The 18,958-nt window shown below is 59.8% G+C and carries 17 protein-coding genes; 5 read left to right on the top strand and 12 right to left on the bottom strand.

Annotation, left to right across the window (positions count from 1 at the left end):
- Positions 1-307: 307 nt before the first annotated feature.
- Positions 308-1,216: a glutaminase B gene (glsB, locus tag AC3IUE_RS17950; protein ID WP_149630625.1), complete on the top strand. Its 909-nt coding sequence runs from the start codon at positions 308-310 to the stop codon at positions 1,214-1,216.
- Here glsB and AC3IUE_RS17945 read toward each other — a convergent pair whose 3' ends face one another.
- Positions 1,217-2,008: an N-acetylmuramidase domain-containing protein gene (locus AC3IUE_RS17945; protein ID WP_489263150.1), complete on the bottom strand. Its 792-nt coding sequence runs from the start codon at positions 2,006-2,008 to the stop codon at positions 1,217-1,219. It abuts the gene before it with no gap.
- Positions 2,009-2,174: 166 nt separating this feature from the next.
- Between AC3IUE_RS17945 and AC3IUE_RS17940 the strand changes: the two genes are divergently transcribed.
- Both AC3IUE_RS17940 and AC3IUE_RS17935 read left to right on the top strand, forming a co-directional pair.
- The gene (locus AC3IUE_RS17940) at positions 2,175-3,677 is read left to right on the top strand and encodes an aldehyde dehydrogenase family protein (RefSeq protein WP_489263149.1); all 1,503 of its coding nucleotides are present in this window, start codon (positions 2,175-2,177) and stop codon (positions 3,675-3,677) included.
- A gap of 167 nt (positions 3,678-3,844) precedes the next feature.
- The gene (locus tag AC3IUE_RS17935; protein WP_056741684.1) at positions 3,845-4,195 is read left to right on the top strand and encodes a BON domain-containing protein; all 351 of its coding nucleotides are present in this window, start codon (positions 3,845-3,847) and stop codon (positions 4,193-4,195) included.
- Between the two features lie 78 nt (positions 4,196-4,273).
- On the opposite strand, the gene AC3IUE_RS17930 is transcribed toward AC3IUE_RS17935, so the two are convergent.
- Entirely contained in the window at positions 4,274-4,936 is a 663-nt protein-coding gene (locus AC3IUE_RS17930; protein ID WP_489263148.1) for a carbonic anhydrase, read from the bottom strand.
- A 188-nt stretch (positions 4,937-5,124) separates the two neighbouring features.
- Positions 5,125-5,592, bottom strand: coding sequence for a cyanase (gene cynS, locus AC3IUE_RS17925; protein WP_489263147.1), 468 nt, complete (start codon positions 5,590-5,592; stop codon positions 5,125-5,127).
- 124 nt (positions 5,593-5,716) lie between these two features.
- On the opposite strand from cynS, the gene cynR reads away from it, so the two are divergent.
- Positions 5,717-6,622, top strand: coding sequence for a transcriptional regulator CynR (cynR, locus tag AC3IUE_RS17920; RefSeq protein WP_489263146.1), 906 nt, complete (start codon positions 5,717-5,719; stop codon positions 6,620-6,622).
- Here cynR and AC3IUE_RS17915 read toward each other — a convergent pair.
- The 6 genes from AC3IUE_RS17915 to AC3IUE_RS17890 form a co-directional block, all read right to left on the bottom strand.
- Positions 6,608-6,910 carry a hypothetical protein gene (locus AC3IUE_RS17915; protein WP_489263145.1) on the bottom strand — a complete coding sequence of 101 codons (303 nt, stop codon included), beginning with the start codon at positions 6,908-6,910 and terminating at the stop codon, positions 6,608-6,610. The genes cynR and AC3IUE_RS17915 overlap by 15 nt on opposite strands.
- A gap of 124 nt (positions 6,911-7,034) precedes the next feature.
- On the bottom strand, positions 7,035-7,364 hold the full coding sequence (locus tag AC3IUE_RS17910) for a hypothetical protein (protein WP_056741809.1): 330 nt from the start codon (positions 7,362-7,364) through the stop codon (positions 7,035-7,037).
- A 520-nt stretch (positions 7,365-7,884) separates the two neighbouring features.
- Complete coding sequence (locus AC3IUE_RS17905) at positions 7,885-8,388, bottom strand: GNAT family N-acetyltransferase (RefSeq protein ID WP_489263144.1); 504 nt, start codon at positions 8,386-8,388, stop codon at positions 7,885-7,887.
- A gap of 44 nt (positions 8,389-8,432) precedes the next feature.
- Complete coding sequence (locus AC3IUE_RS17900) at positions 8,433-9,065, bottom strand: glutathione S-transferase family protein (RefSeq protein WP_489263143.1); 633 nt, start codon at positions 9,063-9,065, stop codon at positions 8,433-8,435.
- 78 nt (positions 9,066-9,143) lie between these two features.
- Complete coding sequence (locus AC3IUE_RS17895; RefSeq protein WP_489263142.1) at positions 9,144-11,093, bottom strand: DNA topoisomerase III; 1,950 nt, start codon at positions 11,091-11,093, stop codon at positions 9,144-9,146.
- Between the two features lie 118 nt (positions 11,094-11,211).
- Positions 11,212-13,443 (bottom strand): C1 family peptidase, encoded by a 2,232-nt coding sequence (locus tag AC3IUE_RS17890; protein ID WP_489263141.1) that lies wholly within the window; start codon positions 13,441-13,443, stop codon positions 11,212-11,214.
- Between the two features lie 316 nt (positions 13,444-13,759).
- Between AC3IUE_RS17890 and AC3IUE_RS17885 the strand changes: the two genes are divergently transcribed.
- Positions 13,760-14,128: a DUF427 domain-containing protein gene (locus tag AC3IUE_RS17885; protein WP_046048949.1), complete on the top strand. Its 369-nt coding sequence runs from the start codon at positions 13,760-13,762 to the stop codon at positions 14,126-14,128.
- A 68-nt stretch (positions 14,129-14,196) separates the two neighbouring features.
- Here the strand turns inward: AC3IUE_RS17885 and lldD are convergent, their stop codons facing one another.
- From lldD to AC3IUE_RS17870, 3 genes are all read right to left on the bottom strand, one after another.
- Positions 14,197-15,339 carry an FMN-dependent L-lactate dehydrogenase LldD gene (gene lldD, locus AC3IUE_RS17880; RefSeq protein WP_056741692.1) on the bottom strand — a complete coding sequence of 381 codons (1,143 nt, stop codon included), beginning with the start codon at positions 15,337-15,339 and terminating at the stop codon, positions 14,197-14,199.
- Between the two features lie 101 nt (positions 15,340-15,440).
- On the bottom strand, positions 15,441-17,063 hold the full coding sequence (locus AC3IUE_RS17875) for an MFS transporter (RefSeq protein WP_489263140.1): 1,623 nt from the start codon (positions 17,061-17,063) through the stop codon (positions 15,441-15,443).
- Positions 17,064-17,229: 166 nt separating this feature from the next.
- On the bottom strand, positions 17,230-18,879 hold the full coding sequence (locus AC3IUE_RS17870; protein WP_489263139.1) for a GMC family oxidoreductase: 1,650 nt from the start codon (positions 18,877-18,879) through the stop codon (positions 17,230-17,232).
- Positions 18,880-18,958 lie beyond the last annotated feature (79 nt).

Here is an 18,958-nt window from a genome sequence, read left to right as displayed (position 1 = left end):
ATCTGCGATGTGTCTTTGGCGTGGGGTTTTAGAGGCGGGGTGTGTCGGGGACGGGGCTGTACACACTGTGATACGTAAACCACTGATCTCTTGTGGGAGTGAGCCTGCTCGCGATAGCGGTGTGTCATTTAACAATGATGTTGACTGACACACCGCTATCGCGAGCAGGCTCACTCCCACAGGGGATCAGTGGGGTATTGGAGATTGGGTTTATCCAATGCCACGGAAAACTGTGATCCGGCCTCGACCGCTGGCGTCTAGCGTCTGTGTCCCCGCAATCCCATGGGGCGTGACTTCGGAACCCGGCATGCAAGCGCTGTTGAACGAGATCCTTGACGCAGTACGTCCCCTGATCGGCCAGGGCAAGGTGGCTGATTACATTCCCGCCCTCGGTACGGTGCCGGCCGATCAGCTGGGCATTGCGGTGTATGGCAATGACGGCGAGCTGTATTGCGCCGGCGATGCCCATACGCTGTTCTCGGTGCAGAGTATTTCCAAGGTGTTCAGCCTGGTGCAGGCCATCGGACACTCCGGCGAAGCCATTTGGGAACGCCTGGGTCACGAGCCTTCCGGCCAACCGTTCAATTCGCTGGTGCAACTGGAATTCGAGCGCGGGCGCCCGCGCAATCCCTTCATCAACGCCGGTGCACTGGTGATCTGCGACATCAACCAGTCACGCTTTGCCGCGCCGGCACTGTCCATGCGCGATTTTGTCCGTCGGCTGTCCGGCAACCCGCAAGTCATGGTGGACGGCAAGGTCGCCGAGTCCGAATACCAGCATCGCGCGCGCAACGCGGCGATGGCTTATCTGATGCAGTCTTTCGGCAATTTCCACAACGACGTCGAAGCAGTACTGCGCAGTTACTTCAGCCATTGCGCGCTGCGCATGAGCTGCGTGGATCTGGCGCGGGCGTTCTGTTTTCTGGCCAATGACGGTTTCTGCAAACACAGCGGCGAACAGATCCTCACCGCCCGCCAGACCCAGCAAGTCAACTCGATCATGGCCACCAGCGGCCTTTACGATGAAGCCGGAAACTTCGCCTATCGCGTCGGTTTGCCCGGCAAGAGCGGCGTGGGCGGGGGGATTGTCGCGGTGGTGCCGGGGCAATTCACGGTGTGCGTCTGGTCACCGGAGTTGAACACCGCCGGCAACTCCCTCGCGGGCATGGCCGCGCTGGAGTTGCTGAGTCAGCGGATCGGCTGGTCGGTGTTCTAGTCAGAGCGGCAACGCTTCGACCCGGCTGCGCAAACACGCCAGTGTTTCATCGTCCAGCACCGTGGTGATGTCCAGGTGCTCTTTTGCCTGAAAGAGGTTCATCGCATCCCGGGTCTGTTTGCCGACAATGCCGTCGACGGAGCCGGGATGCCAGCCCAGGTACGTCAAGTAGGTTTGCGCCATACGAATTCTCAGGTCCGGCGTCCCGCCATAGGAGAACTTCTGATACGCCGCGCTGAGCCGCGCGTCGTAGTTGTTGATCGCGTAGTTGGGGCCGTTGTAGCGGCGTGCAAAGTTGGCCCAGTCCTTGGCCCGTAATGCCGCGACTGACCCGCCTTCGATCAGCGTGCCAACGGTGCACAGCAGTTGTTGGTTTTCGGACACGACCATCCGCTTGATCATCGTCTCGACATCCGCCGAATTTGTCTGCGCAAAATTGAATCCCATGATCTGCCCCAGGCCCCACGATGTACTTTGCAAGGCTGCGTTCCTGTTCAGGCCGACGGCCAGGTTCAGACGGTCATATTGATGCGGCCCCGTTGCACCATAGTTGCCGGGGGTTTTGCTGCTGATATCCGAGTGTTGCGCATCAAACTTCTGCTGGGTCAAACGACTGAATACGTGGCGCTCGTAAAGGATTTTCGGACGGCGATCGGGATAGAACCCGTTGCCGGAGGTTTCTACTGCCAAAACAGCCCAGAGTTGCGCGGCACTGACTTTGGCAAGGTCCAGCGCAGCCGCCAGACCTTCATCGTCAAGGGCCGCTCCATGGCTTGTGAATTCATCGCTCATGACGGCCTCCTGGGAAAACAGGAAACGCTGATGTACCTCTTTTAGCGTAGGAGGGCCGGGTGCAGGGCCGTCGGGTTTTCGATCACCGGTCAGGCGTGCGGTTAATGACGCTCCAGGGATTTTGCTATACATTTTCCGGCCGCCCACTGCATGGTGAAACCGCTTCATGTCTCTTGCGCTCGAACGTCTAGTCGCTGGCACGCCTATCCCTTTCGCCGGGAATCGTGTCTCTGTGGTCAGCCCCGAATTGGCCGCGCGCTTTCAGCCCGGTGACCATTTGCTGGTGGAGCAGGTCAGCGGCGAATTGTTGCTGATTCCGGTGGCCGACCAGCAAGCGGCGGCCATTGCAATCGAGCGTGCCGAAGCGGCGTTCAGCGCAATGTCCGCGGTCTCCGATCAAGCCATCAGCGAGTTCTTTGATCGCTTCGCCCAACGCCTGGAAGACCCTGACTGCTGGGCCTTGATCGAAGCCGCCAACCTGGCCGACATCGAGCGGGCCAAGGCCCGTGGACGCTCCATCACGCGGCTTCTGGCGGATGAACGCATGCGCCGCGACATGATCGCCGGCCTCAGGGCCTGGCGCGATGCGTCGGCCACACGTGGCAAAGTGGTCAGTTGCATCGAGCATGACGGCTGGAAAGTCGAGCAAGTGGTCTCGCCCCTGGGCATCGTCGCGTTCGTCTTCGAAGGTCGACCGAACGTCTTCGCCGACGCCGCCGGTGTGTTGCGCACGGGTAACACGGCGGTGCTGCGCATTGGCAGCGATGCGTTGGGCACAGCGCAAGCCATCGTCACCCACGCGCTGAATCCGGCACTGAGCGACGCCGGGTTGCCGACCGGCGCGGTGTCGCTGGTGGAAAGCGTCAATCACGCCGCCGGCTGGGCGATGTTCGCCGACCGGCGACTGTCGCTGGCGGTGGCCCGTGGTTCGGGTCGCGCCGTCAGTCAATTGGGCAGCATCGCCCAACAGGCCGGCACCGCGGTCAGCCTGCACGGCACTGGTGGCGCCTGGCTGATTGCCGACAAGGACGCCGATGCCCAGCGCTTTGCCGCGGTGGTGCGCAACTCGCTGGATCGCAAAGTCTGCAACACGATGAACGTCTGCCTGATTCACCGTGACCGCGTCGCCGATTTGCTGCCGCTGTTCCTCGATGCGCTGCAACAGGCCGGCACCGCACGCGGGCAGGGCTGCAAATTGCACATCGTCGAGGGTAGCGATCAGTACTTGCCGACCGATTGGCAGACCGCCAGCGTTGAGGTGTACCGCGCCGAAGGCTATCAAACCGAAGCGTTGGCCGAACCGCTGCCCGAGGATCAGTTGGGCCGCGAGTGGGAATGGGAAGAAACCCCGGAAGTCAGCCTGAAAATCGTTGATGACCTGGACCGCGCCATTGCGTTGTTCAATCGCTATAGCCCGCAGTTCACCGTGTCATTGATCAGTGAAGATGCCGCGGCTCAGGAACGCTTCTACAACGCGGTCAACGCACCTTTTGTCGGCAACGGGATTACCCGCTGGGTCGACGGCCAGTACGCGCTGAACAAGCCGGAACTGGGGCTTTCGAACTGGGAGAGCGGTCGCCTGTTTGCTCGCAGCGCGATTCTCTCGGGAGATGGGGTGTTCACGATCCGCAGTCGCATGACCCAGACGGATCTGTCGGTCAAACGCTGATCCAGCGCCACGACCCCAGTCAACGACCGCACTATACTTAATGTGCGTCCGTATGGGCGTGGCGAGCACTCCAAAACGAATCAGATGTCCATAACGCTCGCCTGAGCGTCAAGGCTGCACAGCCAATGGACGGGCAGTGCATCTGATGACGGAGAGAGGGTTACACCATGAAACTTCATTCCTTTCAACAATACTCTCATGATCTGGAAAGGGGCGTTCACGACACGTGGATTACCGCCAGGGTGAAGTCAGCCTTGGCAATGGATGAACCCAGCCTTGGCCTGCAAATCCATGTCAAAACCCACGGAGGCACGGTGGCATTGAGCGGCCGCGTCAACACCCATAAACAGTGTGAGCAGGCTGTAGCTCTGGCCCGTTCGGTTCAGGGGGTCGTCGAGGTCGATGCCAGAGACTTGCTGACTCACGTGTTCACACCAGGCAGTATTCCAGAACCCCCCAACGCCGAAGAGAGCGCTGAAATTCGGCCACAATCTTCAGCAAAGATGGACGATAAATAACCCGGTCGATCGTGTCAGTGCAGCGCGCCCGTGAGTCGGGAGCGCTGCGTCGATCGTCTCTGCCAGTGGATACCCACTTCAGGCGGCTGCTTCTATGGATCGGGCCTGAAGGGCGCAGGTGTCCGGATACTCGGCGAGCGCCACAAAACGGTGGCTGTTGGCATCCAGGGCGTCAATCGAACCGGTCTCGATATCGTAAACCCAACCATGCAAATTCAGCAGGCCTTTCTCCTGAGCCAGGCGCACGCTCGGATGCGTCTGGATATTGGCCAGTTGCGCGATGACATTCTCCCGAACCATTGAACTCACCTTCGCCGCTTCATTGGCGTGAGGGCGGGATTCGTTGATGACTTTCGCTGACTCGGCGTGTTGCAACCAGCCGCTGACGGCGGGCAGGTGGTCCATGCATTTGCACTTGGCGACGGCGGTCATGGCGCCGCAGTCCGAGTGCCCACAGATCACAATGTCGGTGACGCCGAGTACAGCGACCGCATACTCGACCGTGGCCGACACACCACCGGGGTGAGGGCTGTAGGAGGGCACGATGTTGCCGGCATTGCGGATCACAAACAGTTCACCGGGTTCTTGTTGGGTCAGCAGTTCCGGCACCACACGGCTGTCGGAACAGGTGATGAACAACGTGCCCGGATGCTGGGTGGTCGCCAGGTGCTTGAACAGGTCGGTCCGTTGCGGAAAGACGTCTTTCTGGAACTTTAAAAAACCTTCGATGAGCGCTTTCATGGCGATGTCCTCATACGTGAATCGAATGATTATTTTGTAGCAGCTGCCGAGCCCGCGAGGCTGCGTTCGGCTGCGCAGCAGTCGCCTGGGCTGCGAGGACTACGTCCTCGAACGCAGCCTCGCGAGCTCGACAGCTGCTACAGGGGATCGCGTGTCACAGGTGGAAATTCGACTCGCCTGTCATCCACTTAGAAAGGACGCAGTGGCAGGAACTTGCCGTCGAGGGTGATTACTGCGCGGGAGCCGCCTTCCGGGTCTTCGACTTTCTTGATGTCGAGCTTGAAGTTGATCGCACTGATGATGCCGTCGCCGAATTGCTCATGAACCAGGGCTTTCAGGGTGGTGCCGTATATCTGGATCATTTCGTAGAAGCGGTAGATGGTCGGGTCGGTCGGGACACCCGAGAGGCTGCCGCGCAACGGGATGATCTGCAGGCGGGCCACGGTGTCGGCGTCCAGGTCGAGTTTTTCGCCAATCACTTTGGCGGCGCTTTCCGGCAGCGGGTGCTGACCGAGCAGGGCGGCAGTGACGTAGGCCAGACCGAGGCCGGTGCCGTCGGTCAGGTCCTGCCAGGACAGGTTTTTGCGCGCTTTTGCATCGAGGAGCGACGTGGTCAGGGCCAGGCTTGGGTCGTTGTAAGCGTGGGACTGTTGCATGGTATTTCTCCTGTCGGGAGTGATGTTGCTTGGGTGTGGAGCCATCTTCTGCCGATCGATCCATAGCGTCCAAGATCGATATACAATGCTGCGCATAAGCACAGCCTATAGATGGTGATTCCCCATGCTGCTCCGACATTTGCGCTATTTGCTGGCGGTCGCCGACCACGGCGGTTTCACCCGCGCCGCCGAGGCGCTTCACGTTTCGCAGCCGACCCTGTCCCAACAGATCCGGCAACTGGAAGAAACCCTGGGCGTCAGCCTGTTCGACCGAACCTCGCGCACGGTGAAACCCACCGATGTGGGCGAGGCTTACATCGAATGTGCTCGTCGGGTGCTGGTGGAACTGGAGGCAGGCAAACGTGCGCTGCATGACGTAAAGGACTTGTCCCGCGGCACCTTGCGGCTGGCCATGACCCCAACGTTCATGGCGTACCTGGTGGGGCCGCTGGTGCGCGATTACGTGGCGCGGTATCCGAACATCCATCTGCAGATTTTCGAGCTGTCGATGGACGACATCGAGGCCGGGCTGGTGGATGACTCACTGGACATCGCTATCGCGTTTACCCAGGTCAGAAATGCCGATATCGAGTCGATCCCGGCGTTTACCGAGACGTTGGGCGTCATGGTGGGGCGCGATCACCCGTTATACGAAAGCCAGGTCGCGTTGTCCGCGCAAGAGGTCGCGCAACTGGAATTTGCGCTGCTGGCCCCGGACTTCGTTACCCGCACCCGCATTGATGAGTACTTTGCTCAGGAGCAGATCACGCCGAAGGTGGTGATCGAGGTCAACTCGGTGAGCACCTTGCTGGAAGTCATTCGGCACACGGCCATCGCCACCATCCTTCCGGAGCCCATTGCCACCGAGGACCGGGCATTGCGCAAAATCCCGTTGTTGGGGGAGGCGCCCAAACGAGGGGCCGCGCTGCTTCGACGCAAAAACAACTATCACAGTGCAGCGTCGGTGGCTTTTATGGAGCTGGTGTTGGGTGCGGCTGCAGGTGAGTCGACGACATCAGTCTTCTATTAATTGGCACACACCATTGGGCGCCTTTCCCGTGGAGGACACCGTGACCGAGTCGTCATCGGAGAGGAGGATCGAGATGACGACGCCCGAACCCTTGGCTTCGAATCGGCGATCGTCAATGGCTTTGGTCTCGGCTTCCTTGCTGTTGATCAACACCGGTCCGTCCTGATCCGCGTGGACGATGATTTTGCCGGGGCAGTCCGCATCGAACAACGGAACGCCGGTGATGCTGTTTGCATGGGCAGCACTGGCGATTACGAGTAACAGCAAGCCTGTCAGTTGTATATTCATCACAAACCTCCAATGATCCAGTGCACACGGTTAACCATAGCGTTGTTTGGTGCGCACGAGACAAACAAAAAGGCCCCGCTCGATATGACGAGCGGGGCCTTTTTATGGATGGGGTGTGGAGGTATCAGTAGAACCGATCAATCACCCGAACTTCGTTCTGGTTCTGCATCGAGGCCCAGGCCTGTTTCAGCGTTTGCAGAACATTACCGATGAAGTCCTTGTCAGCCGCGGCTTTCTTGCCGACATAGCCTTGGCCGCGACGGTACATCTTCAGTCGGGCGAGCAGGTTCTGGTTGTTCTTGTCGAACTCCGCTTCATCAGCGTGCGTCGACAGGCAGTCGATATGCACCTGGCCCGACTTGCTGATCCACAGAATATGGCTGTCATGGCTGTCTTTTTGTACAGCGAACAGATGAGCCAGTTCATCGATAGTGGGTTGATTGTTCAGATTCATAGTAAGCCCCTTGACCATTTGGTGATCTTTCAAAGTTGATTCGCTAATACAGGTAGCCCATCGGTTAGTTGATCCCTGGCACCGAAACCAGGACGTCAGCGGTCGGCCGCCAAAATGACGGGGTCCCGCGTCTGTTGCATGTAGTCGTGTTGAATAACTGCTACGCAATAGCGTCACAACGAGGAGAAGCGGCGAAAACCTTCTGGCCACTGCCGACGCTTTCAGGGTCGACCACAAGCTTCATGAGGATTGATCGCCAGCGCTTCTCGTCCTTGTACTGGACGTTCAGGCCAGGTCAGCTTCTTCAATCTGCCTTGTGGGCAGCGTGTATCCGGGAAAAACAGCTCGGCGGTCAGACGAGCTTGCTCAAACGTGTTGCCTGTTCTCCCGATCGGGGAGACGTCTGCATCATGCAAGGGCAAATCGGAGGCGTCAACGGTTTTGTAGTGATTATTTTTGGTCACTACATATTGTCGGACAAAGTCGTTTGGAATTAAAAAGCGGAAGGGGAAAGCGCCAGTCAGGACGCTGGCAGCGATGTCTGGAATCGGTAAACGGTGCAGGGATAACCGTCTACCGGCAGCTGATGCAGGGTGAACTCGCCATGGGTGAGATCGGTCAAGACCCGGGCCCAGAACCGCCGCGCAGGCTGATTCGCGTCGAGGTGGAAAATTTGCCATTGACCGGGGAACCGGCTCAAGAGGGTGGAAACGACAAACTTCGCGACGCCTTGGCCACGAAAGCGTCGACTGACAAAGAAGTAGCCGATGTTGTACTCGGCGCCGTGAGTATGGGTTTCATCATCCACCGTCACGAAGCCGGCCAATTCTCCGTCGACCTTGATCAGAAACGGCCGGGTTGCGGGTTTTCGCCAGTAACCCGATTTGGGCTGGGCGTTGAAGAAACCGTGCTCACCGAGCTTCAGCGGCAGCCACTCGCTGAAGTCATACATGTAGAACTGCATCAGGTTTTCAATCGTTTCCAGTTCGTCGCGCTGGGCGGCGTGCAGTTCGATCAAGGGCATGTTGATTGCTCCTGAGGTGCAGGCCATCCGTGGCCCAGGCGTGATCACTCAGTGGGGGCGAAATCGTATTTCCCACCTTTTTTCAGTGCAGCTTGATAGGCCGGGCGAGCCTGAAAGCGTTCAATCCAGGCCGCTATATGAGGATAGTTGCCAAGCTTGCCCTGGGCTCTGGCGATCTCACCGATAAAACTCATCTGGATGTCAGCGGCGCTGAACTCATCGCCCAGCAGGTAATTGGAGTGGCTCAGAGCTGCGTCGAGGTAGCCCAGGTAGTTGACCACCTCCGAATTGATCCGTGGATGCAACGGCGCGCCGGCTTCACCGAGACGCCCCACGTACAGGTTCAACATCAGCGGCAACATCGCCGAGCCTTCGGCGAAATGCAGCCACTGCACGTATTCGTCATAGGCAGGGGTGGATGGATCGGGTTGCAGGCGACCGTCGCCATGACGGCGAATCAGGTAGTCGATGATCGCCGAGGACTCAATCAGCTTCTGCGCGCCGTCTTCGATGACCGGTGATTTACCCAGGGCATTGATCGCTTTCAATTCGGGCGGTGCCAGGTTGGTCTTCGGGTCGCGCTGATAGCATTTCAGCTCGTAAGGGATGGCCAGTTCTTCCAGCAACCAGAGAATCCGCTGGGAGCGGGAGTTGTTCAGGTGATGCACGATAATCATGGTCGAAGCCTTATCAGAAAATGGGGTTGTCGCTGGACTTGAAGAACACTAGACCCTTTTGGCTCGCCCGAAGTGCCCTCAAGCCTTGCTCGCCGGTTTTGCCGCGCGCTTGGTGCCGGTCGAGGGCTTGCGTTTGGCGGGCTTGCGTTTGTTTTTCCACGGTGTGGCACCGCGCCCGGCGGGGCTTGCCGGTCCGCTGATGGTCAGGCTCAGGCCGGCGCAACGGGCGACCTGTTTGCTCATCCACGCGGCTTGCTTGGTAACGAATTCTTCCAGGCTCATCTCGCCGCTCTGCACCATGTCCAGGGCCTGTTCCCAAATCGCCGTGGTCCCGGGGTCGGCGATGGCACGCGGCACCGCGTCGATCAGGCTGAACGCGGCCGGGGTGGCGGCCAGGGCCTTGCCGTTCTTGATCAGATAACCACGGTCGAGCAGGCCCTGGATGATCGAGGCGCGGGTCGCTTCAGTGCCGATGCCGGTGGTGTCCTTGAGTTTCTGCTTGAGCAGCGGATCTTCAACCAGTTTGGCGACGTTCTTCATCGCCTTGATCAGATCGCCTTCGGTGAACGGTTTGGGCGGTTGCGTCCAGAGGTCCTTGAGCTTGACGTCGGCCACTGCGCAGTCACGTCCTTCGGCCAATGCCGGCAGGGTTTGCGGCGCCGGTGCTTCGCGGCCTTTGGCCGGGGCGAGGGCCTCGGGCAGGGCGCGTTTCCAGCCGGGCTCGACAATCTGCTTGCCGACGGCACGCAAGGCTTCACCGGCGCAGTCGAAGTCGGCCTGGGTCCGGTCGTATTCGTGGTTGGGCAGAAACTGCGCCAGGTAACGCGCGCGGATCAGGGTGTAGACCGCCCGCTGTTTGCCCGCCAGCCGCTCGAGGTTTTTCGCCGCAGCGGTGGGGATGATGCCGTGGTGAGCGCTGACCTTGGCATCGTTCCAGGCCCGTGAGCGGCGCTGAGGCTCCAGGAAGTCGTTCAAGGTGTTCAGTGCCGGATCAGCCTGCCTCAGCGCGGCCAGAATGCCCGGTGCTTCGCTGTGCTGACTCACGGGCAGATAACCGCAGTCGCTGCGTGGATAGGTGATGACCTTGTGGGTTTCGTACAGGGCCTGGGCGATGTCAAGGGTTTCCTGGGCGCCGAGCCCGAGCTTCCTCGAGCAGACTTCCTGCAAGGTGCCCAGATCGAAGGGCAGGGGGGCCACTTCGCGCATTCGCTCGGTACGCAGTTTGATCACCCGGGCACTCGCCGCGCTGCCAATCGCCGCTGCTGCTTGCTGTGCCAACGCTTGATTCAGGCAGCGATCCTGATCGTCGCAAACCTCGGAGGCCGCACGCCACTGGGCGGTGAACGCGGTGCCGTCGTGCAGCAGTTGCACGTCGATGGCCCAATAGGCGACCGGCACGAAATCGGCGATGCTGCGGTCGCGATCCACCACCAGGCGCAGGGTCGGCGTTTGCACCCGACCGACCGGCAAAACGCCCTGATAACCGGACTGACGCCCCAGCAGTGTGAACAGCCGACTCATGTTCATCCCGATCAACCAGTCGGCCCGGGAGCGCCCGAGTGCCGAATGGTAAAGGCTAAAGGTCTCGGCCCCCGGCTTCAGGGCTGCCAGCGCCTTGCGGATCGACGCATCGTCCAGCGCCGACAGCCATAGTCGCTGGATCGGCCCGCGATAACGGCAATGCTCCACCAGTTCCCGGGCGATCATCTCGCCCTCACGGTCGGCGTCGGTGGCGATCACCAGTTCAGTGGCCTCGCCGAGCAGCCGTTTGACCGCTTTGTACTGGCTGGCCGTGCGCGGTTTGACGGTCATTTTCCACTTCTCTGGAATGATCGGCAGATCCGCCAGCACCCAGCGCTTGTAACGCGCGTCATAGGCGTCCGGCGGTGCGGTTTCCAGCAGATGGCCGATGCACCAGGTCACCGTGACGTCCGTTCCCAGCCAGCAGCCGTCGCCACGACGCCTGGCGCCGAGGACGGCCGCAATGTCTTTGGCCTGGGAAGGTTTTTCACAGAGGTACAGCCGCATAACCACCATCGCTCATCAACTGTCGAGAGGCGGATAGAATGGCGGCTGATGAGCGATGGAGCAATCTTTATCTGTATGGATGTACAGTTGGTGCGTTGCGATTCATTGCACAGGCTCCTCAGTAGTTCAGGTTAACCACCGGTTGGTCCAGCTTCGCGCCGGGCTCTCGCCTGAGAATGGTCAGCAAGGCAGCGGTAATGACGTTCACATCATTGTCGAACCCGCCGTGGGAGGTGTCCGCTTTGGTGCCCGAGCCGTAGTTCATTTGCGAATCGTTGAAGATATGCAGGGTTTTCGCGAACGCCTCGGGAAGCCCACGGCCTGTGGCGGCGAAACCGGCCGGAATGGTTTTTCCCCAGTAAAACTGGTTCCACTGTTCGGTCATGCTCCTGGCGGCAATGTTCCACTCCGCCACATCGGGATTGCTGAAGTCCTGGAAGTTCTTGTCCAGGCTCTTGGCCATGCCCAGCAGCGGCATGCGTTGCAGTTCTTCGTAGGCACGGGAAACGAGGTACAGCAGTGACTTGTGGTACACGCCGATGACGTTGTCATCCTGTTCGCGGTTGTCGGACATCATGTAGATGTGGAAGTCCTTGCGCTTGAGTCCTCCACCTTCGATGACTTTGCGGTAGGTCTGGTTGGCGAAATCGAGGGTGCAGGCCGGGGCCATCAGCGTCGACGTTTCGATGGCCAAACCTCTGGCTGAGAGCAGTTGAATCAAGTGGCCATTGATCAGGGACCCCGCGGAATGGCCGATCAAATGCAGCTCGACGTTCTTCTTGCCCATGTCGGCGACCAGGTTTTTCAGGTTCTCCGCCATTTCCACCAGCCCGCGCGGGGTAAAACCTGCGACTGAGGCCGCTTCGGCGTTCTGCTTCATCTGGCTCCACTGATCGCCACCGAGTTTTTTGGTGGCCAGTTCCACCGTTCGATCAAAGCCTTCCAGGGCCTTGTCCTTGAGGGTCTTCAACACATCGCTGATGCCGCCAGCCTCGGGAAACAGCCCCGGGAGGGCGTCCTTGACGATGTCGGCAAACGTCTCCAGTGCCCCGGTTCGCCAGGTGACAAACAATGGATAGATGCCGTTTTCAAGAAAGTAGGGCGCCATCGCACAGATTCGATTGATGGAGTCCTGCTCGGAATTGAGCCCGCCGTGGGCGATGACGGCGATGCGCAGCACGGCGGGTTTGTTGGCCGCCGGGAGCTTGTCGTACCAGGCGCGCGGTGACTCGTAGACGATTCGCTTGACGCCCGCGCGGACGTTTTCGACGTCGGTGAGGCGGGGGCCGATACTGCCGTTGTTTTCCATCACGATGGTCAGGCCATACGCCTGATCCATGGTCAACAGGGGAGGTCCTTTGCGAGCGGTATCGCGGGCACCGGCGGTGAACAGCGAGAAACCTTCGCGCTTGGCGCTGGAGCTCGACAGCGCGCTGCGAAACGCTGATTGAACATCGGTCCGGGAACGTGAAGGCCGCGCGTTGTGCGATAACGCGCCGTGTTCAATCGGCACACCGAGGGCCACGGTCCAGGCGTCGGTGCCATTGGCCAGCCAGTCCTCGAACGTCAGGATGGCGAAGCCCGAGAATCCCCAGTCGGTTGACCAGGAATTCTGCACGATGAAGCCCTGACGGGTGTAGCCGATCAAGGCAAAGGCGTGACCGCCCTGGCTGGTTGTCGGCCATTTGATGACGGGCAGCTGAGACATGCTCTGGAACACCGCCGGCGGACGTTTTTTGCCTTTGGGCTGCATCAGTGCCCAGCCCTGATGCACATTGGCGGAAACGTAAAGCGCACCCGCTTCGTACAGCGCCGCCATCATGGCGGTGATGTCGTCTTTCTCGACGCGGTAGTAAACCCCCAGCGGCCGGGTCACGGCGTCTGTTGCCCAGTTTTCGGCGGGCGCTTCAAACGCCGGAACCGATCCGTCGGGCTTGACGGTATAGGGCCACAGTTCCTCCGCGCAGACGCCGTGCTTATGCCATCCCTTCAACGCGCCGCGACAACTGGAACCGGTGTAGTCCTCTCCCGGCCATTCGTCATAAAGTTTGGCCAGATGATAAAGCTGACGCGGGCTCGTCTTGATGGACGCCCGGTCCCGCAGCCACAACAGATAGTTGACCACCGCCGCCAGCCCGAACCCTGTGCACGCACCTTCGTTGCCTTGGTAGAGCACCAGGCCTTTACCCAGGTATGCGGAGAGTTCGGTGGCAATGTCTTTGTCGGCGGGCCAGGAGGGCGGCAGTGACTGGACCCGCGGGGTGAAGATCCGATCACGCAGGTCGAGGCGATCGGGACGGGCATCGAGGGTGATGATTTTCTGGTCGAGGGAAAACTGTGTGGCGGGCATGGTGAGACCCTCAGGTTTCTGAGACTCAAATCCCCACGCCATGCCACGACTGCCTGCCTGGGCAGCAGGGACGTCAACGGTTCTATTGATCGTAGACGATGTTTCACCGGCTCTGAGCGTTTGCCCGCTTATATCGGCATTTCGTTTTTGGCCTCGTCGGAGCGCCGCATCGTCCCGTTCGGCTGCGAAGCCGTCGTGAGTGCAGAATCTGGGTTATACCTGAAAGTCGTGGTCTCAGGTTTTGGGGCTGCTGTGCCGCCCACCGCGGGCAAGCCTCGTTCTCACAGGTTCATCACCGTCATGAGGAACGTATTTCATGAAAAGCACCGGTCCTAGTCCTGTCATCACCATTGCAGAGCAGCCAGGCTGCCTGCTTGTAAAGTTTCACGGTATTCAGGTGGCCGCGTCCGCACGGGCGCTGGTGTTGCTCGAGGCCAACTATCCTCCGGTGTATTACGTACCGCGGGAGGACATCGATGAAAAATACTTTGCCCGCACCGATCACACGAGTTATTGCCCCTACAAGGGCGATGCCAGCTATTTCAGTCTGCAAGTCCCGGGGCATGAGGGCGCTAACGCGGTGTGGAGCTATGAAGACCCCAAAGTGTCGGTCGATCAGATTCGCGGCTACATGGCGTTCTATCCCGATCAAGTCACGTTTGAGGTGCTCAAAGACGTCGAGTGAGGGTCGCTTTCCAGGCATCAACGAAAACGCCGCGCATGGGCGCGGCGTTTTATGGTCAGGTGTTCAGCTCATCGAACAGCATCCACCAGCGTGGATTCATCAATCTGACTAATCGAGGTCACCCCGGTCAAGGTCATGGCGACGCGCATTTCCTTGGCGAAGATATCCAGCATGTTCTCCACCCCGCGTTGACCATCGGCGGCCAGTGCATAGGCCATTGAACGCCCCAGCAATACGCCTTTTGCGCCCAGCGCCAACATCCGCACGACATCAAGTCCCGAGCGGATGCCCGAGTCGACCAGCACCGTCAGATCATTGCCGATGGCTTGCATGATCGGCGGCAAGGCCTTGGTGGTGGAGAGCACGCCGTCCAGCTGTCGCCCACCGTGGTTCGACACGACAATGCCGTCCGCGCCAAAGCTGACCGCGTCTCTGGCATCCTGAGGATCGAGAATGCCTTTGATGATCATCGGGCCTTTCCAGAACTCACGAATCCACTCCAGATCACTCCAGCTGATCGAAGGATCGAAGTTGTTGGCCAACCAGCCCATGTAGTCTTCGAGCGTGACGGCTTTGCCAAGGTACTTCGAGATATTGCCCAGGTCGTGTGGACGTCCCATGACGCCGACGTTGAATGCCCAGTCGGGTTTGGTCATGGCCTGAAGCATTCGCCGCGATGATGCAAAAGGGCCTGACATGCCAGAGTGCGCGTCCCGGTATCGGGCACCGGGCGTGGGCATGTCCACGGTAAACACCAGGTTTTTCACACCGGCGGCCTTCGCCCGCTCCAGTGCATTTTTCATGAAGCCTCTGTCCTTCAACACATACAGCTGAAACCAGATGGACTGTTGGCTTTGTGCCGAGACTTCCTCGATCGAACACACCGAAACCGTTGATAGGCAAAGCGGGATGCCTTTGTTCTCCGCCGCTTTAACCGCCTGCACTTCACCACGGCGGGCGAACATGCCCGTCAGTCCTACCGGCGCCAATATGATCGGCATTGAAAGTGGTTGATCGAAGAGGGTGGTTTCAAGGCTCAGGGTTTCGACGTTTTTCAGAATGCGCTGACGCAGGCTGATGCCGGTCAGATCAGCACTGTTGGCCCTCAGCGTGTGCTCTGCATAAGCCCCACCATCAATGTAATCAAACAAAAAACGTGGGAGTTTGCGACGTGCTGCCTCGCGATAGTCGGATGCCGATGAAATGATCATGGTGCCTCGGTCTGGTGAGTGGCGGGGCGATGGTTGCGTCGAGCGTAGAGTCAGATTAACGAAAACGCCCCGCATTGCGGGGCGTTTTTTTGCCTGTGCTGTCAGTTGGTATCCAGGTCTACGTTCTTGGTCTCACGCAAACAGATCATGCCCACCACCAGACTCACCCCGGTAATCAGCACCGGGTACCACAGCCCGTAGAAGATGTCCCCGGTGTACACCACCAAGGCAAACGACACCGTTGGCAGGAAACCGCCGAACCAGCCATTACCGATGTGGTACGGCAGGGACATCGAGGTGTAGCGAATGCGGGTCGGGAACAGTTCGACCATCAGCGCTGCCAGCGGGCCGTAGCACATGGCGGAGATGATGATCAGCGCGACGATCAGCGCCACGATCATCGGTTTGTTGACCAGCTGGGTGTCGGCTTTTGACGGATACCCTGCCAGGGTCACGGCGCCACGCAGGGCCGCTTCATCGTAACCTTCGAGTTTCACTTCACCGACGCTGACCTGCACGGCGCTGCCGGCCGGTGCGGCTTCGCTGTTGTAAGGAAGGCCCTGTTTCACCAGGAAGGTTTTGACCTTGTCGCACGGGCTGTCAAATTTCGCCTTGCCCACCGGGTCGAACTGGAAGGTGCAGGTGGCCGGGTCTGCCAGCACGGTGATCGGTGCCTGACGGCTGGCCTGGTCGATGGCCGGGTTGGCGTAGTGGGCGATGGACTTGAAGATCGGGAAGTACAGCGCAGTCGCCAGCAACAGGCCGATCATCAGCACCGGTTTGCGCCCGACTTTATCCGACAGCCAGCCGAAGAAAATAAAGAACGGTGCGCCGATGATCACGCTGACGATCAACAGACTATTGGCCAGCGCCGGGTCCATTTTCAGGAACTGGGTGAGGAAGAACAGCACGTAGAACTGCGCCGCGTAGAAGGTCACGGCTTGCCCGGCGTTGATGCTGAACAGGGCGATCAGGACGACTTTCAGGTTTTCCCATTTGCCGAAGGAATCGCGCAGCGGCGACTTGCAGAGCTTGCCTTCTTCTTTCATTTTCACGAACGCCGGCGACTCGTGCAGGCTCATGCGAATCCAGGTCGAGATGCCCAGCAGAATGATCGAGAACAGGAACGGAATCCGCCAGCCCCAGACTTCGAACTGGTCACCGGTGAAGTAGCGGCAACCGAGCACCACCAACAGCGACAGCAGCAAGCCGAGGGTCGCGGTGGACTGAATCCAGCTGGTGTGGAAGCCGCGTTTACCCATCGGCGCGTGTTCCGCGACATAGGTCGCAGCGCCGCCGTATTCACCGCCCAGGGCCAGGCCCTGAAGCATGCGCAGCACCACAAGGATGATCGGCGCAGCAATGCCGATACTCGAGTAGGTCGGTAGCAGCCCGACGCAGAAGGTCGCCAGGCCCATGAGGATGATGGTCGCAAGGAACGTGTATTTACGCCCGATCATGTCCCCCAACCGGCCAAACACCAAGGCGCCGAACGGCCGCACGATGAAGCCGGCAGCGAAGGCCATCAGCGCAAAGATGAACGCCGTGGTGTCATTGACCCCGGCGAAAAACTGTTTGCTGATCACCGCCGCGAGGGCGCCATAGAGGAAAAAGTCATACCACTCGAAGACCGTCCCGAGCGACGAGGCGAAGATGACTTTCTGGGTTTCCTTGCTGGTGCCCGCGCTGCGCACGGCTTCCAGGGGCTGAACATGTTCTGACATATCGGTATCCCTCACAGTGATTGTTTTTTTTGTTCCACTGGTGTTGCGTGTTCCTTAAAGGGGGTTGCCCAACGTCCGCGAATCAAGTGCAACCCCTGTGGGAGCGAGCTTGCTCCGGGCGGCGTTCCGACGATAGCGGTGTATCAGTCAACATTGATGCTGGAAGTCATACCGTCATCGCGAGCAAGCTCGCTCCCACAGGGGGACTGTCGGCAGTAGCGGCAAGGATCAGTTGTGCCGCTTTTTCGGCAATCATCAGCGTAGGCGAACAGGTGTTGCCCGAGGTGATGCGCGGCATGATCGAGGCGTCGGCGATGCGCAGGCCCGGGATGCCGTGGACTTTGAGTTGCGCATCGACCACGGCGTCCGCGTCATTGCCCATGCGGCAAGTGCCGACCGGATGGAAGATGGTGGTGCCGATGCGGGCGGCGGCTTCGTGCAATTGCTCTTCGCTCTGCAAGCTGTCGCCGGGCAAGTACTCGACCGGATTGAATGCTTGCAGGGCCGGTGCCGCGACGATGCGGCGGGTCAGGCGAATGGCATCCGCTGCCACCCGCAAGTCTTCCGGATGGCTCAAGTAATTGGGCTGAATCAGTGGTGCTTCCTGCGGATCGGTGGAGCGAATCTCGACGCGGCCACGGCTTTGCGGGCGTAGATCGCACACTGACGCCGTGAAGGCAGGGAAGGCATGCAGTGGCTCACCGAAGCGCTCCAGCGACAGCGGCTGAACGTGGTACTCGAGATTCGCCGACGTCTGCTCCGGTCCCGAGCGGGCGAAGGCCCCGAGTTGGCTCGGCGCCATGGATAACGGGCCGCTGCGGTCATACAGGTAACGCAGGCCCATGCCCATCTTGCCCCACAGGCTGCCGGCGATCTGGTTAAGGGTGCGGGCGTTTTCCAGCTTGTAGATCAGGCGCAGTTGCAGGTGATCCTGCAGATTGCCACCCACGCCGGGCAGTTCATGGGCAACGCCGATTCCCAAGCGTTGCAGCAGCGGGCGAGGGCCGATGCCGGAACGTTGCAGGATGCTCGGTGAGCCGACGGAACCGGCGCACAGCACGATTTCCTTGCGCGCCTTGAAGGTTTTCGCCTGACCCTGCCAACGCGCACTGACCGCTGATGCACGGCCGTTATCCAGCAGCACGCGGTCGACTTCGACATCGGTCAGCACGGTGAGATTGGGCCGGTTGCGGATCGGTTTGAGAAATGCCTTGGCCGCGTTCCAGCGAATCCCGGCCTTCTGATTGACCTGGAAGTAGCCGCAGCCTTCGTTGTCACCCTGGTTGAAGTCATCGATGCTGGCTATGCCGCTTTGCTCGGCGGCGCTGCGGAAGGCATCGAGAATCGGCCATGACAGCCGCTGACGTTCGATCCGCCATTCCCCGGCGGCACCGTGGAATTCCGAGTCGCCGGCAAAATGGTTTTCGCTTTTTTTGAACAACGGCAGCACGTCGTTCCAGCTCCAGCCGGGATTGCCCTGGGCCGCCCAGCCGTCATAGTCGCCGGCCTGGCCGCGCATGTAGATCATGCCGTTGATCGAGGAGCAGCCGCCGAGCACCTTGCCACGCGGATAACTCAGGGCGCGACCTTGCAGGCCGGGTTGCGCTTCGGTCTTGAAGCACCAGTCGGTGCGCGGGTTGCCGATGCAGAACAGGTAACCCACGGGGATGTGAATCCACGCATAGTTATCGCGGCCGCCGGCTTCGAGCAGCAACACCCGATTCTGCGGGTCGGCCGACAACCGATTGGCCAGCAAACAACCGGCCGGGCCGGCACCGACCACGATGTAGTCGTATTCATCCAGGGAAGTCTGCATCCGTGACCTCATGTTGTTGTTCTTGTTGTCGGTCATCCTAGTTGTTAGCTTTCGTCAAAAGAATGTTAGTTTTTGCGCA

The organism is Pseudomonas sp. GL_093 (assembly GCF_057837605.1).
Note: the sequence above shows the minus strand (reverse complement) of the source record. Positions and strands in the feature narration are given on the sequence as shown.